This is a genomic window from Pseudomonas helmanticensis, assembly GCF_900182985.1.
GTDB classification, from domain to species: Bacteria; Pseudomonadota; Gammaproteobacteria; order Pseudomonadales; family Pseudomonadaceae; genus Aquipseudomonas; species Aquipseudomonas helmanticensis.
In genome coordinates this window covers 1,415,699-1,435,081 of the sequence record NZ_FXUY01000001.1, presented here as the reverse complement: position 1 = coordinate 1,435,081, position 19,383 = coordinate 1,415,699, and the positions used below count along the sequence as shown (strand labels likewise).

At 60.6% G+C, this 19,383-nt stretch carries 13 protein-coding genes; 5 read left to right on the top strand and 8 right to left on the bottom strand.

Annotated elements, in window-relative coordinates:
* Positions 1 to 132: 132 nt before the first annotated feature.
* The gene (locus tag QOL84_RS06415; RefSeq protein WP_283436618.1) at positions 133 to 879 is read left to right on the top strand and encodes an SDR family oxidoreductase; all 747 of its coding nucleotides are present in this window, start codon (positions 133 to 135) and stop codon (positions 877 to 879) included.
* 116 nt (positions 880 to 995) lie between these two features.
* Here QOL84_RS06415 and mapR read toward each other — a convergent pair whose 3' ends face one another.
* The 3 genes from mapR to QOL84_RS06400 form a co-directional block, all read right to left on the bottom strand.
* Positions 996 to 2,405: a GntR family transcriptional regulator MpaR gene (gene mapR, locus QOL84_RS06410; RefSeq protein ID WP_129393444.1), complete on the bottom strand. Its 1,410-nt coding sequence runs from the start codon at positions 2,403 to 2,405 to the stop codon at positions 996 to 998.
* 274 nt (positions 2,406 to 2,679) lie between these two features.
* Positions 2,680 to 4,110: a cytochrome c oxidase accessory protein CcoG gene (ccoG, locus tag QOL84_RS06405; protein ID WP_283436617.1), complete on the bottom strand. Its 1,431-nt coding sequence runs from the start codon at positions 4,108 to 4,110 to the stop codon at positions 2,680 to 2,682.
* 195 nt (positions 4,111 to 4,305) lie between these two features.
* Complete coding sequence (locus QOL84_RS06400; RefSeq protein ID WP_283436616.1) at positions 4,306 to 4,554, bottom strand: DUF3203 family protein; 249 nt, start codon at positions 4,552 to 4,554, stop codon at positions 4,306 to 4,308.
* 123 nt (positions 4,555 to 4,677) lie between these two features.
* On the opposite strand from QOL84_RS06400, the gene QOL84_RS06395 reads away from it, so the two are divergent.
* Entirely contained in the window at positions 4,678 to 5,190 is a 513-nt protein-coding gene (locus tag QOL84_RS06395; protein WP_283436615.1) for an MgtC/SapB family protein, read from the top strand.
* A gap of 125 nt (positions 5,191 to 5,315) precedes the next feature.
* On the opposite strand, the gene QOL84_RS06390 is transcribed toward QOL84_RS06395, so the two are convergent.
* Positions 5,316 to 5,474 (bottom strand): hypothetical protein, encoded by a 159-nt coding sequence (locus tag QOL84_RS06390; protein WP_007966757.1) that lies wholly within the window; start codon positions 5,472 to 5,474, stop codon positions 5,316 to 5,318.
* 217 nt (positions 5,475 to 5,691) lie between these two features.
* Here QOL84_RS06390 and QOL84_RS06385 point away from each other — a divergent pair, with 217 nt between their 5' ends.
* The 3 genes from QOL84_RS06385 to glgB all read left to right on the top strand — a co-directional run bounded on the left by QOL84_RS06385 (position 5,692) and on the right by glgB (position 13,412).
* Entirely contained in the window at positions 5,692 to 7,689 is a 1,998-nt protein-coding gene (locus QOL84_RS06385; protein WP_283436614.1) for an alpha-1,4-glucan--maltose-1-phosphate maltosyltransferase, read from the top strand.
* A 147-nt stretch (positions 7,690 to 7,836) separates the two neighbouring features.
* Complete coding sequence (treS, locus tag QOL84_RS06380) at positions 7,837 to 11,178, top strand: maltose alpha-D-glucosyltransferase (RefSeq protein ID WP_283436613.1); 3,342 nt, start codon at positions 7,837 to 7,839, stop codon at positions 11,176 to 11,178.
* Positions 11,179 to 11,180: 2 nt separating this feature from the next.
* Positions 11,181 to 13,412 carry a 1,4-alpha-glucan branching protein GlgB gene (glgB, locus tag QOL84_RS06375; protein WP_283436612.1) on the top strand — a complete coding sequence of 744 codons (2,232 nt, stop codon included), beginning with the start codon at positions 11,181 to 11,183 and terminating at the stop codon, positions 13,410 to 13,412.
* Between the two features lie 123 nt (positions 13,413 to 13,535).
* Here the strand turns inward: glgB and QOL84_RS06370 are convergent, their stop codons facing one another.
* The 4 genes from QOL84_RS06370 to QOL84_RS06355 all read right to left on the bottom strand — a co-directional run bounded on the left by QOL84_RS06370 (position 13,536) and on the right by QOL84_RS06355 (position 19,359).
* Positions 13,536 to 14,606 carry an autotransporter domain-containing protein gene (locus tag QOL84_RS06370; protein WP_283436611.1) on the bottom strand — a complete coding sequence of 357 codons (1,071 nt, stop codon included), beginning with the start codon at positions 14,604 to 14,606 and terminating at the stop codon, positions 13,536 to 13,538.
* A gap of 322 nt (positions 14,607 to 14,928) precedes the next feature.
* The gene (locus QOL84_RS06365) at positions 14,929 to 17,433 is read right to left on the bottom strand and encodes an autotransporter family protein (protein WP_283436610.1); all 2,505 of its coding nucleotides are present in this window, start codon (positions 17,431 to 17,433) and stop codon (positions 14,929 to 14,931) included.
* A gap of 194 nt (positions 17,434 to 17,627) precedes the next feature.
* Entirely contained in the window at positions 17,628 to 18,410 is a 783-nt protein-coding gene (locus tag QOL84_RS06360) for an endonuclease/exonuclease/phosphatase family protein (RefSeq protein WP_129393471.1), read from the bottom strand.
* Positions 18,411 to 18,603: 193 nt separating this feature from the next.
* Positions 18,604 to 19,359 carry a PIG-L deacetylase family protein gene (locus QOL84_RS06355; protein ID WP_129393474.1) on the bottom strand — a complete coding sequence of 252 codons (756 nt, stop codon included), beginning with the start codon at positions 19,357 to 19,359 and terminating at the stop codon, positions 18,604 to 18,606.
* Positions 19,360 to 19,383: the final 24 nt, after the last annotated feature.

The following is a 19,383-nucleotide window of genomic DNA, read 5'->3' as shown; positions in this document are numbered from 1 at the left end:
CTCGTCACAAATGCACTACAACTTGAAAATTCAGGGTGCCGGTTGAGCCTTTGACAGAGCCCATGCAAAACCCGCCAATGGCGGTTATTCTTCCCCCCGACTGTTACGTGTGCATTCGGGGGAAAGGCCAGCATGGATAGAGTCATTGTGATCACCGGTGGCGGGCGCGGGATTGGTGCCGCTACGGCGTTGTTGGCTGCCGAGCAGGGCTATCGGATCTGCATCAACTACCAGCAAGACGAACAGGCCGCGCAAAGCGTGCTCGAACAAGTCCGCGCGCTGGGGGCACAAGCCATCGCCGTACGCGCCGATGTCAGCATCGAAGACGAAGTGATTGCGCTGTTCCAGCGGGTCGACAGCGAACTGGGCCGCGTCACCGCACTGGTGAACAACGCCGGCACCGTCGGACATAAATCGCGGGTCGATGAAATGTCCGAATTCCGTATTCTCAAAATCATGAAGACCAATGTCCTCGCGCCGATTCTCTGTGCCAAGCACGCGATCCTGCGCATGTCGCCCAAACATGGCGGGCAGGGCGGCAGTATCGTCAATGTGTCGTCGGTGGCTTCACGTCTGGGTTCACCGAATGAGTACGTCGACTACGCCGCTTCGAAAGGCGCGCTCGACACCTTCACCATCGGTCTGTCCAAGGAAGTCGCGGGCGAGGGCATTCGCGTCAACGCGGTGCGCCCGGGGTTCATCTACACCGATTTCCACGCGTTGAGCGGCGATCCGGATCGGGTCAGCAAACTTGAGTCGGCGATTCCGATGGCCCGTGGGGGGCGGCCGGATGAGGTGGCGGAGGCGATTGTCTGGTTGCTGTCGGACAAGGCTTCGTATGCGACCGGGACGTTTGTCGATTTGGGGGGCGGGCGTTAATTCAGCGGTGACCGCTCGGACCTCATCGCGAGCAGGCTCACTCCTACAATTGGAATGCGTTCCCCTGTAGGAGGGAGCCTGCTCGCGATAGCTTCTGACGGGGCAGCAATAATCTGTCAGAACGACCGCACAATCCGCCCCAACGTCTCCATGGCCTTTTCCGAATCCTCGGTCCAGGGGCTGCCGTAATTCAGGCGAATACAATTTCTGAACCGCTGCGTCGGCGAGAATATCGGTCCCGGCGCAATGCTGATGCCTTGCGCCAGTGCCATCTGAAACAACTTCAATGAATCCATCTGCGGCGGTAATTCCAGCCACAAGAAGTAACCGCCGGCCGGTTGGCTGACCCGCGTCTGTGCCGGGAAATAACGCGCGATCGCGGCGAGCATCGCGCTTTGCTGTTCTTCCAGCGCATAGCGCAGTTTGCGCAGGTGACGGTCATAGCCGCCATGTTGCAGATAGTCGGCAATCGCCGCTTGCGCCGGCATCGAGGCGCACAGCGAGGTCATCAGTTTCAGGCGCTCGATTTTCTGCGCATAACGCCCGGCGGCGACCCAGCCGATGCGGTAGCCGGGGGCGAGGCTTTTGGCGAACGAGCCGCAATGCATCACCAGGCCTTCAGTGTCGAAGGCCTTGGCCGGTTTCGGTGCCTGTTGGCCGTAATAGAGTTCGGCGTAGACGTCGTCTTCGATCAGCGGCACCTGATGGCGGCGTAGCAGTTCGACCAGTTCCTGTTTCTTCGCCTCGGGCATGGTTGCGCCCATCGGGTTCTGGAAACTGGTCATGCACCAGCAGGCCTTGATCGGGTGGCGTTCCAGGGTTTGCGCGAGGACGCCAAGGTCGATGCCGTCGCGCGGGTGCACGGGGATTTCCACGGCTTTGAGTTTCAGCCGTTCGAGCACTTGCAGGCTGGCGTAGAACGCTGGGGCTTCGATGGCCACCAGGTCGCCGGGTTCGGTCACGGCTTGCAGGCACAGGTTCAGTGCTTCGAGGGCGCCGTTGGTGATCAGCAGTTCTTCCATCGGCAACATCAGCCCGCCGACCATGTAGCGCAGGGCGATCTGTCGGCGCAGTTGCGGGTTGCCCGGCGACATGTCGGTGACGACCATGCGTGGGTCCATTTCCCGCGCGGCACTGGCCAGCGAGCGCGACAGGCGTTGCAGCGGGAACAGCGTCGGGCTGGGGAACGCCGAGCCGAACGGTACGGTGTTTGGGTCCTTGATCGACTCAAGAACAGAGAACACCAATTCGCTGACGTCGACTTCAGTGGAGTCGTTGACGTGGCTGCTGATCACCGGCTCCGAGAACGGGCTTGGCGCGTGGGTGTTGACGAAGTAGCCGGAGCGCGGCCGCGCACGGATCAGGCCGCGACGTTCGAGCAGGTAATAGGCCTGGAACACCGTGGACGGGCTGACGCCGTAGGTCTGGCTGGCGTAGCGCACCGAAGGCACGCGCTGGCCGGGGCCCAGCACGCCGGAGCGGATCAGTTCAGCGATGTCGTCGGCGAATTTTTCGTAGCGTTTCATCGAGGAGCCTTGGTGCTGGTTGATTGTGAGTGTCAGGTAAAAAGCCCCTCACCCTAGCCCTCTCCCGGAGGGAGAGGGGACTGATTGCGGGATGCTTGTGAACTACACCGACCTGACAGTACTTTGCTGAATCCATAATCGATTCGGCCGGAAAGTGCTTTGGCGAATCCATAATCAACTCGGTCTGTCAGGTCGATGTATAGCGACAGACACCTCGGTCGGCCCCCTCTACCCCTGGGAGAGGGCTGGGGTGAGGGGAAAGGATTCTAACGGCTCAACGATTCATCGGCGCCACAAACCTGCTCTTCGCCACGCTGTAGATGTCTGGTTCATCGCTGTCAGCGATCTTGAAGCTCAAGGTCTGCGAACTGCTGCTCGGGCGCTCGGTGGTCATTGCCACCGACACCGGCACGTCGACAATTTCGCCTGGCGCTAGGCTCAGTTCGGTCTTGCCTTGCAACTGGAAGCCTTCACCGTCAACCAGACTCAAGTTGTAATCCTGGCGTTGTTGGGTCTTGTTGATGACTTTCAGGCTATAGATGTTCTCGATCTGGCCCTGACCGTTCTCACGGAATAATCCGCGATCCTTGGTCACGTCCAGCGAGACCATTGGCCGTTCAACCAGCGCCAACGCGAGTGCACCGATCATCGCCAGCAGCACCACGGTGTAGCCGATCAATCGTGGCCGCAGCAGGTGCGTCTTGCCACCCTGCAATTCGCGCTCGGAGCTGTAGCGGATCAAGCCGCGCGGGTAGTTCATCTTGTCCATGATCGAATCGCAGGCGTCGATGCACGCGGCGCAACCGATGCATTCCATCTGCAAGCCGTCGCGGATGTCGATGCCGGTCGGGCAGACCTGCACGCACAAATGGCAATCGATGCAATCGCCGAGGCCGGCTTCGAGCGGTTTTACATCACGTTTGCGCGGGCCACGATTTTCGCCCCGGGCGACGTCGTAGGAAATCGCCAGGGTGTCCTTGTCGAACATCACGCTCTGGAAGCGCGCATACGGGCACATGTGCATGCACACCGCTTCGCGTAGCCAGCCGGCGTTGATGTAAGTGGCGGCGGTGAAAAACAGCACCCAGAACAGGCTGACGCCGCCGATCTGCAAGGTCAGCAGCTCTTCGGCCAGTGGCCGGATCGGTGTGAAGTAGCCGACGAAGGTCAGGCCGGTCAGTACGCTGATCGCCAGCCACAGCGTGTGCTTGGCCGCACGCCGCGCCAGTTTGTTGAGGCCCCACGGCGCCGCTTGCAGTTTGATCCGCTGGTTGCGCTCGCCCTCGGTGATCTTCTCGCACCACATGAAAATCCACGTCCACGAGCTCTGCGGGCAGGTGTAGCCGCACCAGACCCGTCCGGCGAACACGGTGATGGCGAACAGGCCGAACGCGGCAATGATCAGCAGGGCCGAGAGCAGAATGAAATCCTGTGGCCAGAAGGTCGCGCCGAAGATGTGGAATTTGCTTTCGGAAAGGTCCCAGAGCACCGCCTGGCGTCCACCCCAGTTCAGCCACACGGTGCCGAAAAACAGCACAAACAGAAATCCCGCACCGCTCATGCGCAGCGTGCGAAACAGGCCGGTGAAGCTGCGGGTGTGAATTTGATTGTCGCTGGATTTGGCCGTCGCCTTCATTGGGCGTGCGGGCACACTTTTTATCGTGGGAGATGCTTCTACGGTTCGGACGGGGATTTGTTCGCTCATGGTTATTCGCTCATCAGCCTCCATCAGGCCAGAGCACTATGAGCGTCGATCTGTTTGCATAACAGACTCAGGTATTTCAATAAAAAGCGTATCAGATGCGCTTTTTCACAGCGCCTGCGACAACTTGAAGCAGCCCGCAGGCACGGGCGCAAACGCCTATCGCAGACGTTTGCGCGGGGTGTTGACCAAGGTCAGTCAAATCACCGAATCACTCTCGTCAGCCTTCAGGTGTTTGCGACCGTCCTTCGCGCCAGCAACGGTCAAGGCGTCGGCTTCGGATTCGGTGACGTAAACGCGCCGACCTTCTATTTCCACGAACGACATGGATTTTTCGCTATCGGTGCGGACTTCCAGGGTGTCGCAGATGCGAATTTCCTCGCCATTTTCGACAGTGAAAAAACACACTTTCTGTTCGGGATTGCTTTCATCGACTCGAAGGGGCATGGGGCAGTCCTTTTTTCAGGGAGGTCTGCAAGGTTAGGGCACACGCTGCGCCGATCGTTCTGCGCAACTGATTAATGGTCGCCGCTGTCCATCATCTATCGAGCCAATAACAAGGACTGCACGATGAACGCGTGGTGGCATGAAGTGTGGGAAACCCTGCAAGTGGAATTCGCCGACATTGGCGATGCTTCGCAACTGACGCGGATTACCGTGCGGCTGTTGATGGCAGCGGTGCTTGGCGGAATTCTCGGGTTCGAACGCGAGCACAAGGGCAAGGCAGCCGGGGTGCGCACGCATATGTTGGTGGCGCTCGGCGCGGCGTTGTTTGTGCTGGTGCCGCAAACGTCAGGGGCGGAGTCCGATGCGATGAGTCGGGTGCTGCAGGGGGTGATCGCCGGGATCGGTTTTCTTGGCGCCGGGACGATTCTGAAAAATCATGAGGGTGATGAAGGTCACGTCAAAGGCCTGACCACGGCGGCCGGGCTGTGGATGACGGCGGCTATTGGTGTCGCGGCGGGATTGGGCAAGGAAGCCACGGCGTTGCTCAGTACCTTGCTGGCGCTGGGGATTTTCAGCGTGATGCCGCGCATCGTAAAACTCTTCGAAAAAGAGGAGGAGAAGACTGATGATCACTGACTGATCGTTGCCACGTTGATCGTTCCCACGCTCTGCGTGGGAATGCCTCAATGGACGCTCCGCGTCCGCTTTGGGACGCGGAGCGTCCCGGGCTGCATTCCCACGCGGAGCGTGGGAACGATCAGTTAGACGATGACTGGTGGCATCGTCGTTGGTGGTTCTTCCTTGGGCGGTGGCGTGGTGCCCGGTGGTTCCTGCTCGGGAACCGGCTGCGGTTCCGTCTCCGGCAGGGTGGGTTTGTCGATGTTCGGATCGGGCGTTTCCGCCGGGATCGGGATATTCATCTGATGACCTCCGTGTGGCACATGGCGTGAGAAGTGCTTAAGTGGATTGACCACCCAGCGCGTAATTCGATCCGCTTTTGTGTCACGGCAATTTCATCTGAACTTTTCCCGGCGGCGGTCGCTCGGAACCTAAGTGAGTTCATTGCGGGGCAGGCGCTTCGTTGCGAATACCGATCCGGCACAAGAGCGTCCTTGGGGCGTTAAGGAGAGATGCTCAATGACTGCTGAAAAACCCTCAGAGCTGAGCTACAACCCACACATGCCGCTGTCGCAGGCGTTGCTGCTGCCGCGTATCGCCATCGAAAACACCATGCCGACCCTTGATGGCGGGCAGTTTGCCGTGAAGTCGATTGCCGGGCGTGCGGTGATCGTCACCAGCAAGGTGTTCGCCGACGGTCACGACAAGCTGGCTGTACGCATTCGTTGGCGCGAAGAAGGCGAAGAGACCTGGCAGAGCGAGGTCATGTCCGATCAGGGCAACAATGGCTGGCAAGGCCAATTCCGCCCTGAACATCAGGGGCGTTTCCTCTATTGCATCGAGGCGTGGATCGACCATTTCGCCAGTTTCCAGTATGAACTGGAGAAGAAACACAACGCTGCCGTACCGGTTTCACTGGAGCTGCAGGAAGGCCGCAGCATGGTGCAACAGGCCGCCGAGCGCAGTGAAGGTCAACTCAGCGAGCACTTGGCCGCTTTGCACCATGAGCTCTCCGGCCTGCTCGAAACCGAGCAGGTGGCGCTGTTTCTGCACTCGCGCAGTGCGCAATTGATGGCTGAGGCCGATCACCGCGCCTATCTGAGTGTCAGCGCCGAATTCCCTATGGATGTCGAGCGCGAACTGGCCGAGTTCGCCAGTTGGTACGAGCTGTTTCCCCGCTCGATCACCGATGATCCGCGCCGTCACGGCACCTTCAATGACGTGCATTCACGCTTGCCGATGATTCAGGACATGGGTTTCGACGTGCTGTATTTCACGCCGATTCACCCGATTGGCCGCGCACACCGCAAGGGCCGCAACAACTCCCTGACCGCCGGCCCGGACGATCCCGGCAGCCCCTACGCGATTGGTAGCGAGGAGGGCGGCCACGAGGCGATTCACTCGCAACTCGGCACTCGCGAAGACTTTCGCCGGCTGGTGGCGGCGGCTGCCGATCATGGACTGGAGATCGCCCTCGATTTCGCCATTCAGTGTTCCCAGGATCACCCGTGGCTCAAGCAGCATCCGGGCTGGTTCAACTGGCGCCCGGACGGCACGATCAAATACGCGGAAAACCCGCCGAAGAAATATCAGGACATCGTCAATGTCGACTTCTACGCGCCGGACGCCATTCCGAGTCTCTGGGTCGAGCTGCGTGACATCGTCATTGGCTGGGTTGAAGAGGGCGTGAAGATCTTTCGCGTCGACAACCCGCACACCAAGCCACTGCCGTTCTGGCAATGGCTGATCGCCGATGTGCGCGCGCTATACCCGGAAGTGATCTTCCTCGCAGAAGCCTTCACCACCCCGGCGATGATGGCGCGCCTCGGCAAGGTCGGTTACACGCAGAGCTACACCTATTTCACCTGGCGCAACACCAAGGCCGAACTGGCGACGTATCTGACCGAACTGAATGAATCGCCGTGGCGCGAGTGCTACCGGCCGAACTTCTTCGTCAACACGCCCGACATCAACCCGGCGTTCCTGCATGAGTCGGGACGTCCGGGTTTTCTCATCCGTGCGGCGCTGGCGACCATGGGATCAGGGTTGTGGGGCATGTATTCCGGGTTCGAGCTGTGTGAAGCGGCGCCGGTGCCGGGCAAGGAGGAATACCTCGATTCGGAGAAGTACGAGATTCGCATTCGCGACTTCACCGCACCGGGCAACATCATTGCCGAGATCGCCCAGCTCAATCGTATTCGTCGGCAGAACCCGGCGTTGCACACGCATTTGGGCCTGAAGGTCTACAACGCCTGGAACGACAACATTCTCTACTTCGGCAAACGCAGTGCCGACGGCAGCAATTTCATTCTGGTCGCGGTGAGCCTTGATCCGCATAACGTGCAGGAGGCGAATTTTGAACTGCCGTTGTGGGAGATGGGTTTGCCGGACGATGCGACGACCCATGGCGAGGACTTGATGAACGGCCATCGCTGGGACTGGCATGGCAAGTACCAATTCATGCGCATTGACCCGGCGTACCAGCCGTTCGGCATCTGGCGAATCACCACTACGTAATGATCGTTCCCACGCTCTGCGTGGGAATGCATCCCGGGACGCTCTGCGTCCCAAAATCGGACGCAGAGCGTCCATGGCGGCATTCCCACGCAGAGCGTGGGAACGATCATCGTGGGACGCTTCTAAAGAATTCAGCAGGAGTTTCACATGGCGAAGAAACCCAAGGCAGCCACCTTCATCAAAGACCCGCTCTGGTACAAGGACGCGGTGATCTATCAAGTTCACGTCAAATCGTTTTTCGACTCCAACAACGACGGGATCGGCGACTTTCCCGGTCTGATCGCCAAACTCGATTACATCGCCGAACTCGGCGTCAACACCATCTGGCTCTTGCCGTTCTACCCATCGCCGCGCCGCGATGACGGCTACGACATTGCCGAATACCGTGGCGTGCACAGCGATTACGGAACCATGGCCGATGCCAAGCGCTTCATCGCCGAGGCGCACAAGCGCGGCTTGCGGGTGATCACTGAGCTGGTGATCAACCACACCTCTGACCAGCATCCGTGGTTCCAGCGTGCGCGCAAGGCCAAACCCGGCTCGGCTGCGCGGGACTTCTATGTGTGGTCGGATGACGACCAGAAATACGACGGCACGCGGATCATTTTTCTCGACACGGAGAAATCCAACTGGACCTGGGACCCGGTCGCGGGCCAGTACTTCTGGCACCGTTTTTATTCGCACCAGCCCGACCTGAATTTCGACAATCCGCAAGTGATGAAAGCGGTGCTGTCGGTGATGCGTTACTGGCTCGACATGGGCATCGACGGCCTGCGTCTCGACGCCATTCCGTACCTGATCGAGCGTGACGGCACCAACAACGAAAACCTTCCCGAGACCCACGACGTCCTCAAGCAGATTCGCGCCGAGATCGACGCCAATTACCCCGACCGCATGCTGCTCGCCGAGGCCAACCAATGGCCTGAAGACACTCAGCTGTATTTCGGCGACACCGATGCCAAAGGCCTGAATGGCGATGAATGCCACATGGCGTTCCACTTTCCGCTGATGCCGCGCATGTACATGGCGCTGGCGCAGGAAGACCGCTTTCCGATCACCGATATCTTGCGCCAGACCCCGGAAATTCCTGCCAACTGCCAATGGGCGATTTTCCTCCGTAACCACGATGAATTGACCCTGGAAATGGTCACCGACAAAGAGCGTGACTACCTGTGGAATTACTACGCCGCTGACCGTCGCGCGCGGATCAATCTCGGCATCCGCCGGCGTCTGGCGCCGCTGATGGAACGCGACCGTCGCCGTGTCGAGTTGCTCAACAGCCTGCTGCTGTCGATGCCGGGCACGCCGACGTTGTATTACGGCGATGAAATCGGCATGGGCGACAACATCTACCTCGGCGACCGCGATGGCGTGCGCACGCCGATGCAATGGTCGATCGACCGCAATGGCGGCTTCTCCCGTGCCGACCCGGCCAGCCTGGTGTTGCCGCCGATCATGGACCCGCAATACGGCTATCTCTCGGTCAACGTCGAAACCCAGGCCGGTGACCCGCATTCGCTGCTCAACTGGACGCGGCGCATGCTCGCCGTGCGCAAGCAGTCGAAGGCGTTCGGTCGCGGCACGCTGAAAATGCTCTCGCCGAGCAATCGCCGGATTCTCGCCTACACCCGCGAATTCACCGACGCCGATGGCAAGCACGAAATCATCCTCTGCGTGGCTAACGTCTCGCGCAGCGCGCAAGCGGCGGAACTGGACCTGTCGGCGTACGTCGGCATGGTGCCGGTGGAGATGCTGGGCGGTAATGCCTTCCCGCCGATTGGCCAGTTGAATTTCCTCCTGACCCTGGCGCCGTACGGTTTCTATTGGTTTGCGCTGGCCAGCGAAAACCAGATGCCGAGCTGGCACGTCGAACCGGCGCAGAGCCTGCCGGACTTCACCACGCTGGTACTGAAAAAACGCATGGAAGAGCTGCTCGAAGCGCCGTCCTGCACGACGCTGGAGCAACACATCCTGCCGAGCTGGCTGCAAAACCGCCGCTGGTTTGCCGGCAAGGACGCGGCCATCGATAAAGTCCATCTGGCTTATGGCGTGCGCTTCGGCGATGCCCAGCATCCAGTGCTGCTCAGCGAAATCGAAGTCAGCAGTGGCGGCCAGACCAGCCGTTATCAACTGCCGTTCGGCTTCATTGCGGAAGATCAGGTCGGCCCGGCGTTGCCGCAGCAACTGGCGTTGTCACGTGTGCGTCGCGTGCGTCAGGTCGGTTTGATCACTGATGCGTTCAGCCTCGAAGCGTTTATTCGCGCGGTGCTGCAAGGCATGCAGAACCACACGGTGCTGGAATCCAGCGAAGGTGAAATCCGTTTCGCACCGACGCCGCAGCTGGAAAAACTCGGCCTCGGCGACGAGTCGCAAGTGCGTTACCTGTCCGCCGAGCAATCCAACAGTTCAGTGGTGATCGGCAACAGTCTGGTGCTGAAACTGATCCGCAAAGTCGCCTCTGGCGTTCACCCGGAACTGGAGATGAGTGCGTATCTGACCGAGGCGGGCTTCGGCAATATTTCACCCTTGCTCGGTTCGGTGATTCGCCGTGACGCTCAGGGCCAAGACAATCTGCTGATGATCGCCCAGGGTTACCTGAGCAATCAGGGCGATGCCTGGGAATGGACGCAGAACAACCTCGAACGAGCGCTGCGCGATGAACTCGCCGATGCCATGTCCGAGCAGGAACAGCATTACAACGCCTTGGGCGAATTGAAGGATTTTGCCGGCATGCTCGGCCAGCGTCTGGGCGAAATGCATCAGGTACTGGCGACAGCGACGGACAACGCCGACTTCGCCCCGCAAGTGTCGACCGCTAAGGATATGCAGGCTTCCGGCAAGGACGTTGCCGCGCAAGTCGAGCATGCGCTGAAGCTGCTCAAGCAGCATCAGAGCGAACTCGGTGCGGCGGATCAGAAACTGGTCAAACGCCTGCTCGACGAGAAAAAAACCATCCTCGATCACGTGCAGGATCTGGCGAAAAAAGCCGTCGGCGGTTTGCGCATTCGCGTTCACGGCGACCTGCATCTGGGGCAGGTGCTGGTGATCAAGGGCGATGCCTACCTGATCGACTTCGAGGGCGAGCCGGCGCGGCCATTGAGCGAGCGCCGTGGCAAACACAGTCCGTACAAGGATGTCAGTGGCGTGCTGCGCTCGTTCGATTACGCGGCGGCGATGACCATCAACGTGCACAACGTCGATCACGGTGCCGAGTCCGAAGACGCGCGTCGTCGGGTGGCGCAACGCTATTTGCGTGAAGCGCGAGAAGCATTTGTCGAGGCATATCGCCGCGCGGCAGCTAGTCTTGAGCATGCCTGGCAAGATCCTGAAGGGGCCGACGCTGCGCTGGCATTGTTCGGTCTGGAGAAGGCGGCCTATGAAGTGGCCTATGAAGCCGAAAATCGCCCCACGTGGCTGCCCGTGCCGTTGCACGGTTTGTATGGGTTATTGACGGGGCTTAAACCCTTTTCCGATCTTGGTGGAGAGTAGTCATGAGTTTCTCGAACAAGGAACAGGGACAGGTCAAAGAAGCATTGCTGCCCTCGGCGAAAGATATCGATGCCTTGGTGCGTGCTGAACACCAGGACCCTTTTTCCATTCTTGGCCCGCACGGCGATGGCGCTGGCGGGCAATTCATTCGCGCCTATCTTCCGGGTGCGTTGAGCGTTGTCGTGCTGGACAAAGACAGCGGCGAAGAACGCGGTCCGCTGCAACAGGCGGAAACGCCGGGGTTGTTTGTCGGTCATTTCGAGCAGGCGCGACCGTATCAGTTGCGCACGCGCTGGGCCGGTGGCGAGCAGGTGGCAGAAGACCCGTATAGCTTCGGCCAGTTGCTCGGTGAAATGGATTTGTATCTATTCGCCGAGGGCAATCACCGCGACCTCAGCGCTTGCCTCGGCGCGCAGTTGAAAACCGTCGATGGCGTCGACGGCGTGCGGTTCGCCGTGTGGGCGCCGAATGCCCGGCGCGTGTCGGTGGTCGGGGATTTCAACGTCTGGGACGGCCGTCGCCATCCGATGCGCCTGCGGCATCCGTCCGGGGTCTGGGAGTTGTTCATTCCACGGCTGCAAGCGGGCGAGTTGTACAAATACGAAATCCTCGGCGCCCACGGGATTCTGCCGCTGAAGGCCGACCCGATGGCGCTGGCCACCAGCCTGCCGCCGGATACCGCGTCGAAAGTCGCCGAGCCGCTGCAGATCGACTGGCAGGATCACGACTGGATGAACAGTCGCCGCGAGCGCCAGAAGCATTCAGCACCGCTGTCGATCTACGAATTGCACGCCGGTTCGTGGCAATGCGAGCTGGATGATCTCGGCGAAGTGGCGCGCCAGTACAGCTGGCCAGAACTGGCGGAACGGCTGATTCCCTATGTGAAGGAACTCGGTTTCACCCACATCGAACTGATGCCGATCATGGAACACCCGTTCGGTGGTTCCTGGGGTTATCAGTTGCTTTCGCAATTCGCGCCGAGCGCGCGGTATGGCTCGCCGGCGCAGTTCGCCGAATTCGTCGACGCCTGCCACCGGGCCGAAATCGGCGTGATCCTCGACTGGGTACCCGCGCATTTCCCCACCGACACCCACGGGCTGGCGCAATTCGACGGCACGGCGTTGTACGAATACGGCAACCCGCTGGAAGGCTTTCATCAGGACTGGGACACGCTGATCTATAACCTCGGGCGCACCGAAGTGCACGGTTACATGCTCGCTTCCGGGCTGCACTGGTTGAAGCATTTCCACGTCGACGGCCTGCGCGTCGATGCCGTGGCTTCGATGCTCTATCGCGACTATTCGCGCAAGGCTGGCGAGTGGGTGCCGAACCGTCATGGTGGGCGCGAGAATCTCGAAGCCATCGATTTCTTGCGGCACTTGAACGACGTCGTCGAGCTGGAAGCGCCGGGTGCGCTGGTCATCGCTGAAGAATCCACCGCGTGGCCGGGTGTCAGCCAAAGCACTCAGCAGGGCGGTCTGGGGTTCGCCTACAAGTGGAACATGGGCTGGATGCACGATTCGCTGCACTACATTCAGCAGGATCCGGTGTACCGCGCGCATCATCACAATGAACTGAGTTTTGGCCTGGTCTACGCCTGGTCCGAGCGTTTTATCCTGCCGATCTCCCACGACGAAGTGGTGCACGGCAAGCATTCGCTGATCGACAAGATGCCCGGCGATCGCTGGCAGAAATTTGCCAACCTGCGCGCTTACCTGAGCTTCATGTGGACGCATCCGGGCAAGAAGTTGTTGTTCATGGGCTGCGAGTTTGGCCAGTGGCGCGAGTGGAATCACGATCAGCAGCTGGATTGGTATCTGCTGCAGTATTCCGAGCACAAGGGCGTACAGAAACTGGTTGGCGACCTTAACCGGCTGTACCGCGAGGAGCCAGCGCTGCACGATCAGGATGACGCGCCGCAGGGGTTCCAGTGGTTGATTGGCGATGATGCGATCAACAGCGTTTACGCCTGGCTGCGCTGGAGCAAGGACGGTAAACCGGTGGTGGTCGTGGCCAACTTTACCCCGGTGCCGCGTCAGTCGTATCGCGTCGGTGTGCCGTTTGCCGGGCGCTGGACCGAGTTGCTCAACAGCGATGCAGGGATTTATGCCGGGTCGAATTATGGCAACGGCGGCGGGGCGCAGACCGAAGAAGTGCCGAGCCATGGGCAGGCGTTGTCGCTGGAGCTGAATCTGCCACCGCTGGCGGTGTTGATCCTCAAACCAGAGGGTTGATCCAGTACCGAGTTGCTGCCATCGCGAGCAGGCTCACTCCTACACTTGGAATGCGTTCCCCTTGTAGGAGTGAGCCTGCTCGCGATGGCGTCAGCACAAACACTATCGCCGCCAAGCCAAACGCTACCAACGCATCCGCACGCCAAGGCTGCCGATCAGACCATTCAAATCATTGTCATCGACATCGCTGCTGTAATCGGCGCTGACATACAAACTCACTGAAGGCGTCATCCGCGCCACCAGGCCCAAGCCCAACTCCACTGTCGAGGATTTGCGGCTGCTGCTGATCTTGTCGACCTGATCCAGTGTCACCGTGTTGCCGGTGTACACCGTGTGCCAGAGGTTGGTGCGCACATAGGGTTCGACCGGCAGGCCATTCAAATCGTAACTGCCTTTCAAACGGGCGCCGACGCGACCGCTCCAGGCGCTGAGATCCGTCGATGAGGCATTGCCGGAACCGGCATAGGGCGTGTCGAGCGTGATGCGCTGGTTGATCAATTGTGCCTGCGGTTCGACCACCCAGTTTTCACTCAAGCCAATCGGGAAGCCGCCTTCGACCGAGAAGGTCATCGCGCTGCCTTCGGTGGCTTGCCGCGCGCCTTGTTCGTTGCGACTGAAACCGCTGACGCGGCCGCCGCTGGCCGACAGATCGACGTGCCAGCCTTGGGCGCCGGTCAGGCTGTAATAGGCGCCGAGGCTCTGGCCTTGCAGGTTGAGGGTGTCGGTGGTCGGGTCGTCGAGGGCGCGACTGGTGAGCAAGCCGTTGCCGTTGGCTTGAATCTGATTGAGGCCGCCGATCAGGCCGATGGTCTGGGTATGGCCGCTGCCGCTTTGCAGAGTCAGGACGGCGGGGCCTTTGAACTCGCCGCTGCCGGGTGTGGCAAAACCCGAAGACAACACGTCGGTTTGCGCTTGCCGGGCGCTGCGGCCGTAGAGCTGGTCCCAGGCGCCGGGGGCGAGATCTTCAGTGATCAGGTTGGCGCCGCGCAGGTCGGGCCGCGGGCTGAAGCGCTGCTGATCGGGGGTGATGACCGTGGCGGGCAAGGTCATCACCGGTACGTCCGCGCGATACCACGGCGTGGTTTCATCCGCCGCAGGGCCGGCCTGCGCCTCCATGGATGAGCACAGCAAGATGGAACTCGACACTGTGCAGAAAGTGATTTTGATCTCGTGTGGGGTGAATGAAATTTTCATGGAGGTCTACCTTGCAAGCGCATGCGACATCTCGATGTGGCGTCTCTCCTACCCCGAACGAGGGGCGACCGAATGGAGCGGGACAAACCGTGGCCGCTCGATTTCGCGAGTGTCCGAAGGCTCGTTCCGGGTAGTGATTCCGGGGGTAGTAAGGTAGAGATAAGAAGAGTGCGAGGCGCGCGTCAAGAAATTGGACGATGAACGGTAGTGGCCAAAGAGGATTGGCAAGTGTTTGTTTTTCTGCACATAACTAAGTGGTTGTTTGTATGGAAAATCGTTTTGCAGGCCTCGTGTTAGAGCGGTTTTATGTCCGACGGAAGGTCTACCAACTGATGCGCACGCCGAGAGTGCCGGCCACGCCACGCAGGTCATTACTGTCAATATTGCGGCTGTAATCGGTACTCGCGTACACGCTCACGGCACGGTCGAGTGTCACTATGACGCCGAGGCCGATATCGGCCGTGGAAGATTTCTGTTCGCTGCTGATGACATCTGTGTCGCCGAATGTCACCGAGTCGGTACCGGAAAAGGTGTGCCACAGGTTAGCCCGCAGATACGGTTCCACTGGTAGACCACTGACCTGATAGCGACCCTTGAGCCGTGCGCCGAGGCGTCCGGTCCAGGCGCCGTCGGAGTCGAACGAGACCCGCGAGATGCCGTCGTCCTGGCTGTCGAGGGAGATTTTCTGGTGGATGACCTGAGTCTGCGGTTCGACTACCCACGTGTCGTTGATGGGGAACGGATAGCCGGCCTCTGCCGACAGCGTCAGTGCATGCCCGCGGTTGTCCAGTTTGACGCCACGGTCGGAGCGGTTGTCGCCATCGAATCGGGTGCCCATCACTACGGTGTCGATGTACCAGCCATACGGATCGACCAAGGTCCAGTACACGCCGTAGCTGTCGCCTTCGAGTTTGATTTCGCCGGCGCTGTTGTTCTCGAAGCCTTCATTGAATCCATCGACGTCGCCTTGCAAACGACTGTGGCCGACGAAGAAACCGAGGCGTTGCGTCTGCCCACCGGCGGTCAGCGAGCTGTACAGATCATTGCCGACCTGAAAGCCATTGAGCGAGCCGTCCAGGCGCGGCGTGACGGTGCCGGCCCAACGCTGATCGAAGTTCTTCCCATAGACCCGGCCCCATCCGGCGCCGAACGCCCCGGTCTCATTGAGCAGGCGTTGGTCGCCCTGACGGTCGTGGAACGTGCCCAGTGCATTCAGCGTGAGTTGCGCGGCGGCGGGGGGCAACACCGACCAGGTCGGCACTTCCGGACGGTACAACGGAATCGGCTCGGCCCCAGCCACGGCGGCAGGCAACACCGGTAACGGCGGGCTGCCAGCCGGGGCGATGGCCGCAACCGGCACGGCAACCACCGGTACCAGAATCGGTGGCAGCCTCGGGTCGGGGTTTGGCACGGCAACCACTTGCGGCGCGACCACGGCAGAGCGCAGGTACCAGCTGTTCTCGGTGCCGGCAGTGACGCCGCCCTTGAACAGGTAGTAATCGTAGGCGCCGGCGGAAATCGGGCCATTGAGGGTAAAGGCGTTATTGCTGCTGACCGTGCTGCCTTGGGCCTGCACCAGTTGAATGCCATTGGCCTGGGTCAGCCCACCCGCGCCGCCGAGATTGCTCACGCTGATCACCGTCGCACCGCTGAGGCTGCCATTGTTGACCACCAGTTTGTCACTCGGTGAGTCATCGCCAGCGACGACGCTCTGCAGCAACAACTGGCCATTGTTGCCGACATAGTTGCCTTGCACGGTCAGCGTGTCATCGGCGCGGCTGTTGCCACGGGTGAGATCGATGACGCCTGCGTTGTTCAAGGTCACTGCCTGCCCGGCCACGGCGGGGGACACTGCGCCCTGGGTCGAATACAGCGAACTGCTTGCATCGATGTTCAGCACGCCCGTGCCCGTGCCGGCGTCGCCCAGCACCAGGCTGGCGGAACCGAGGTCGAGTTGCGCGGCATTGCTCAGGTTGACCGTTTCCCAGTTGGTGAAGCGCGCGGGAAGCGCCGTGCGCGTGTTGTCGAAGGTCAGTACGTCGTTGCCGACACCGCCATCGACGCTCGGCGTCAGCGTGAGAAGACTGTCGTCGAGATTACGCAGCGTTGCGGTGTCATTGCCAACATCGAGCAGAACCGCCGAACGAATGACCCCGCCGCCGTCCCAGACAAACCGGTCATCGCCGACGCTGGCGCGGATCTCGCCGACGATTTCGCCGCCGGTCACGGTGATGCTGTCGTTGCCGCCGCTGACGCTGATGTTGCCACCGATGCGCCCGCCGGAAACGATGATGGTGTCGGTGCCGAATCCGGTGACCAGATTGCCGAGAATCTGCCCGCCGGACATGTCGAAAATATTGTTATCGAGCTTCATGTCGACGCGGCCGATGGTGCCACCGGTCATGCGTGCAACATCGCCATCCTCGAAAGCGCCAACGATGGTGCCGCCGGTCATCAGGAAGGTGTCGCGGCTGTCGCCCTGCGCCAGAGAGCCGATCGAACCGCCGCTCATGACAAAGTCGTCGATGCCGTTGCCCTGGCTGACGGCGCCCGTGATCACCCCTGAGTTGACCTCGACCCGGTCAGTGCCGGCGCCGAACGTCACATTGCCGTTGATTTGCCCGGTGCCATTGGCCGGCAAGGTGAGGCTGTTATTGCCCGCGAGGTCGGTCAGCGGGCCGCTGCTGCCGCTGTCGCAGGTAAAGTTGTCATTGCCGGGGCCAGCGACTAGCGTACAGGCCGCCGTGGCGGGTGAGCTGCCGAGCAGCAGAAGCGAGGCGGGCAGCAGCAGGTGCGGCAAAGCCCACAGATGACGGTAGCGCGTCATGGTAATTCCCTACGGCTGATTCCGGGAATCCGTCCTTGTGTCAGCGCTGCATCAAACCCGGTCGTGCAACTGAGGCACTACGTCAGGTTGCTGCGCTAACAAACTGAATGCGCTACTCCTTGAGCTGATTTAGGTGTAGTTGGTTTTACCGCTGGATCAACAACGGCTGACCAACGGTCTTGTCATAATCGCCATTACAAATGCACTTCCACCGCCAGCGGCAAGTGATCGGACAGATGCGTCCACGGCTTGTTGCCGAGGATTTGCGGGTCATGGCTGCTGGCATTGCGCAGGTAGATGCGGTCCAGCCGCAGCAACGGAAACCGCGCCGGGTACGTCTTCGCCGGTCGCCCGTGATGGCGCTCGAACGCTTCGTGCAAGTAATCGCGCCGGGCGAGGGCGGCGTTGCCCTGAAGCTGCCAGTCGTTGAAGTCGCCGGCGATGATCACCGGGGCGTCGTCGGGCAGCGATTCGAGCAACTGGCAGAGCAGTTGCAACTGCAATTGCCGATGACTTTCGAGCAGACTCAAATGCACGCAGATCGCATGCACTTCGGCATGTCCCGGGACGTCGAGCACGCAGTGCAGCAGGCCACGCCGTTCGGGGCCGGTGATCGACACATCGAGGTTGCGGTATTCGCGGATCGGGTATTTCGACAGCAGGGCGTTGCCGTGGTGACCGTCGGGGTAGACGGCGTTGCGTCCGTAGGCGAAGTCGCTCCACATGCTGTCGGCGAGAAATTCGTATTGCGAGGTTTGCGGCCATTCGTTGTAGCGGCTGGAATGACGCTCGTGTTCACCCACTACTTCTTGCAAGAACACTAGATCGGCCGAGGTGCTGCGCACCGCTTCACGCAACTCTGGAAGAATGAAGCGCCGATTCAGCGCGGTAAAACCCTTGTGGGTGTTGACCGTCAGCACCCGCAGACGATGAATCACTGGCGCGTCGACCGCGTGACGCTTGGGATCGCTGGACACGTTCACTCCTCTGAATCCTGACTGCCTATGCATGCGACTGACACGACGCGGCGACAGTTCCTTCCAGATCACCGTGTAGGAGCTGCCGCAGGCTGCGATCTTTTGACTTTCATCCTCTAAAAAACAAGATCAAAAGATCGCAGCCTTCGGCAGCTCCTACAAAAGCGTCCATGGTGGTGCGGCGGGCGGTGTTTCAGAGGAAGACAATTTCGTACGGCAGGCGCATGCGCTCGAGGATCACCGGCGGCAACATTGGCGCAATGCCGATGGCCGGTTCGCCCTTGAGCTGGCTGGCGTAGGCGTGGGTGGCGTGGCTCTTGCGGGCGACGGTCCAGGTGTCGAGGCGCAGTTTGCGTGCACGCTGCCAGGGGATCAGCGTGTGATCGCGTTCCGGCCAGTGCCAGGCCCAGACCGGTACGTCGTGAAAACTGGCGCCGGCGAGTTCGGCGGCTTTGGCACTGGCGCGGCCGACCACTTCATGGTCGTCGTTACTGTCCTCGCGCCAGGTGCTGAATACCACGTCACCGGGGCGCAGGTAGCGGCCGATGAAGTCGGTCAGTTGCCGTTCCTGATCCTGCAGCGCGTTATCGGTGAAACCGCCGCGTACCCACTTCAAACTGTGCATCGGCAAGCCCAGGCGCCGCAGGGCTTCGACGCTTTCCTGCGGGCGGAACACGCTCAGGCGCTTCTCCGACCATTGGCGTGAACCGGGATGGCTGGCGCTGCCGTCGGTGATCGACAGCAGTTGCAACGGGTGGCCGAGGCTGGCGAGCAGTTGCAGAAGGCCGCCGCAAGTCACCACTTCATCGCCGGGATGCGGCGCGATGACCACGGCGCGCGCGCCGAGAGGCACCAGGCTTTGCGTGGCGATGACCGGAATGTTGTCGAGTTGTGCAGCGCTGTTCCAGATTTGCCCGTTCGGGCTTTCACTGAGGAATAACGGTTTCATGGGGGATGACGTCCTTGTTGAGTC

Bases quoted from the DNA above. Each gene is read 5' to 3' on its own strand.
- QOL84_RS06400 (WP_283436616.1), bottom strand. From the start codon at position 4,554: ATGCCCCTTCGAGTCGATGAAAGCAATCCCGAACAGAAAGTGTGTTTT.
- glgB (WP_283436612.1), top strand. From the start codon at position 11,181: ATGAGTTTCTCGAACAAGGAACAGGGACAGGTCAAAGAAGCATTGCTG.
- QOL84_RS06385 (WP_283436614.1), top strand. From the start codon at position 5,692: ATGACTGCTGAAAAACCCTCAGAGCTGAGCTACAACCCACACATGCCG.
- ccoG (WP_283436617.1), bottom strand. From the start codon at position 4,110: ATGAGCGAACAAATCCCCGTCCGAACCGTAGAAGCATCTCCCACGATA.
- QOL84_RS06390 (WP_007966757.1), bottom strand. From the start codon at position 5,474: ATGAATATCCCGATCCCGGCGGAAACGCCCGATCCGAACATCGACAAA.
- QOL84_RS06415 (WP_283436618.1), top strand. From the start codon at position 133: ATGGATAGAGTCATTGTGATCACCGGTGGCGGGCGCGGGATTGGTGCC.
- QOL84_RS06395 (WP_283436615.1), top strand. From the start codon at position 4,678: ATGAACGCGTGGTGGCATGAAGTGTGGGAAACCCTGCAAGTGGAATTC.
- QOL84_RS06365 (WP_283436610.1), bottom strand. From the start codon at position 17,433: ATGACGCGCTACCGTCATCTGTGGGCTTTGCCGCACCTGCTGCTGCCC.
- treS (WP_283436613.1), top strand. From the start codon at position 7,837: ATGGCGAAGAAACCCAAGGCAGCCACCTTCATCAAAGACCCGCTCTGG.
- QOL84_RS06370 (WP_283436611.1), bottom strand. From the start codon at position 14,606: ATGAAAATTTCATTCACCCCACACGAGATCAAAATCACTTTCTGCACA.
- mapR (WP_129393444.1), bottom strand. From the start codon at position 2,405: ATGAAACGCTACGAAAAATTCGCCGACGACATCGCTGAACTGATCCGC.
- QOL84_RS06355 (WP_129393474.1), bottom strand. From the start codon at position 19,359: ATGAAACCGTTATTCCTCAGTGAAAGCCCGAACGGGCAAATCTGGAAC.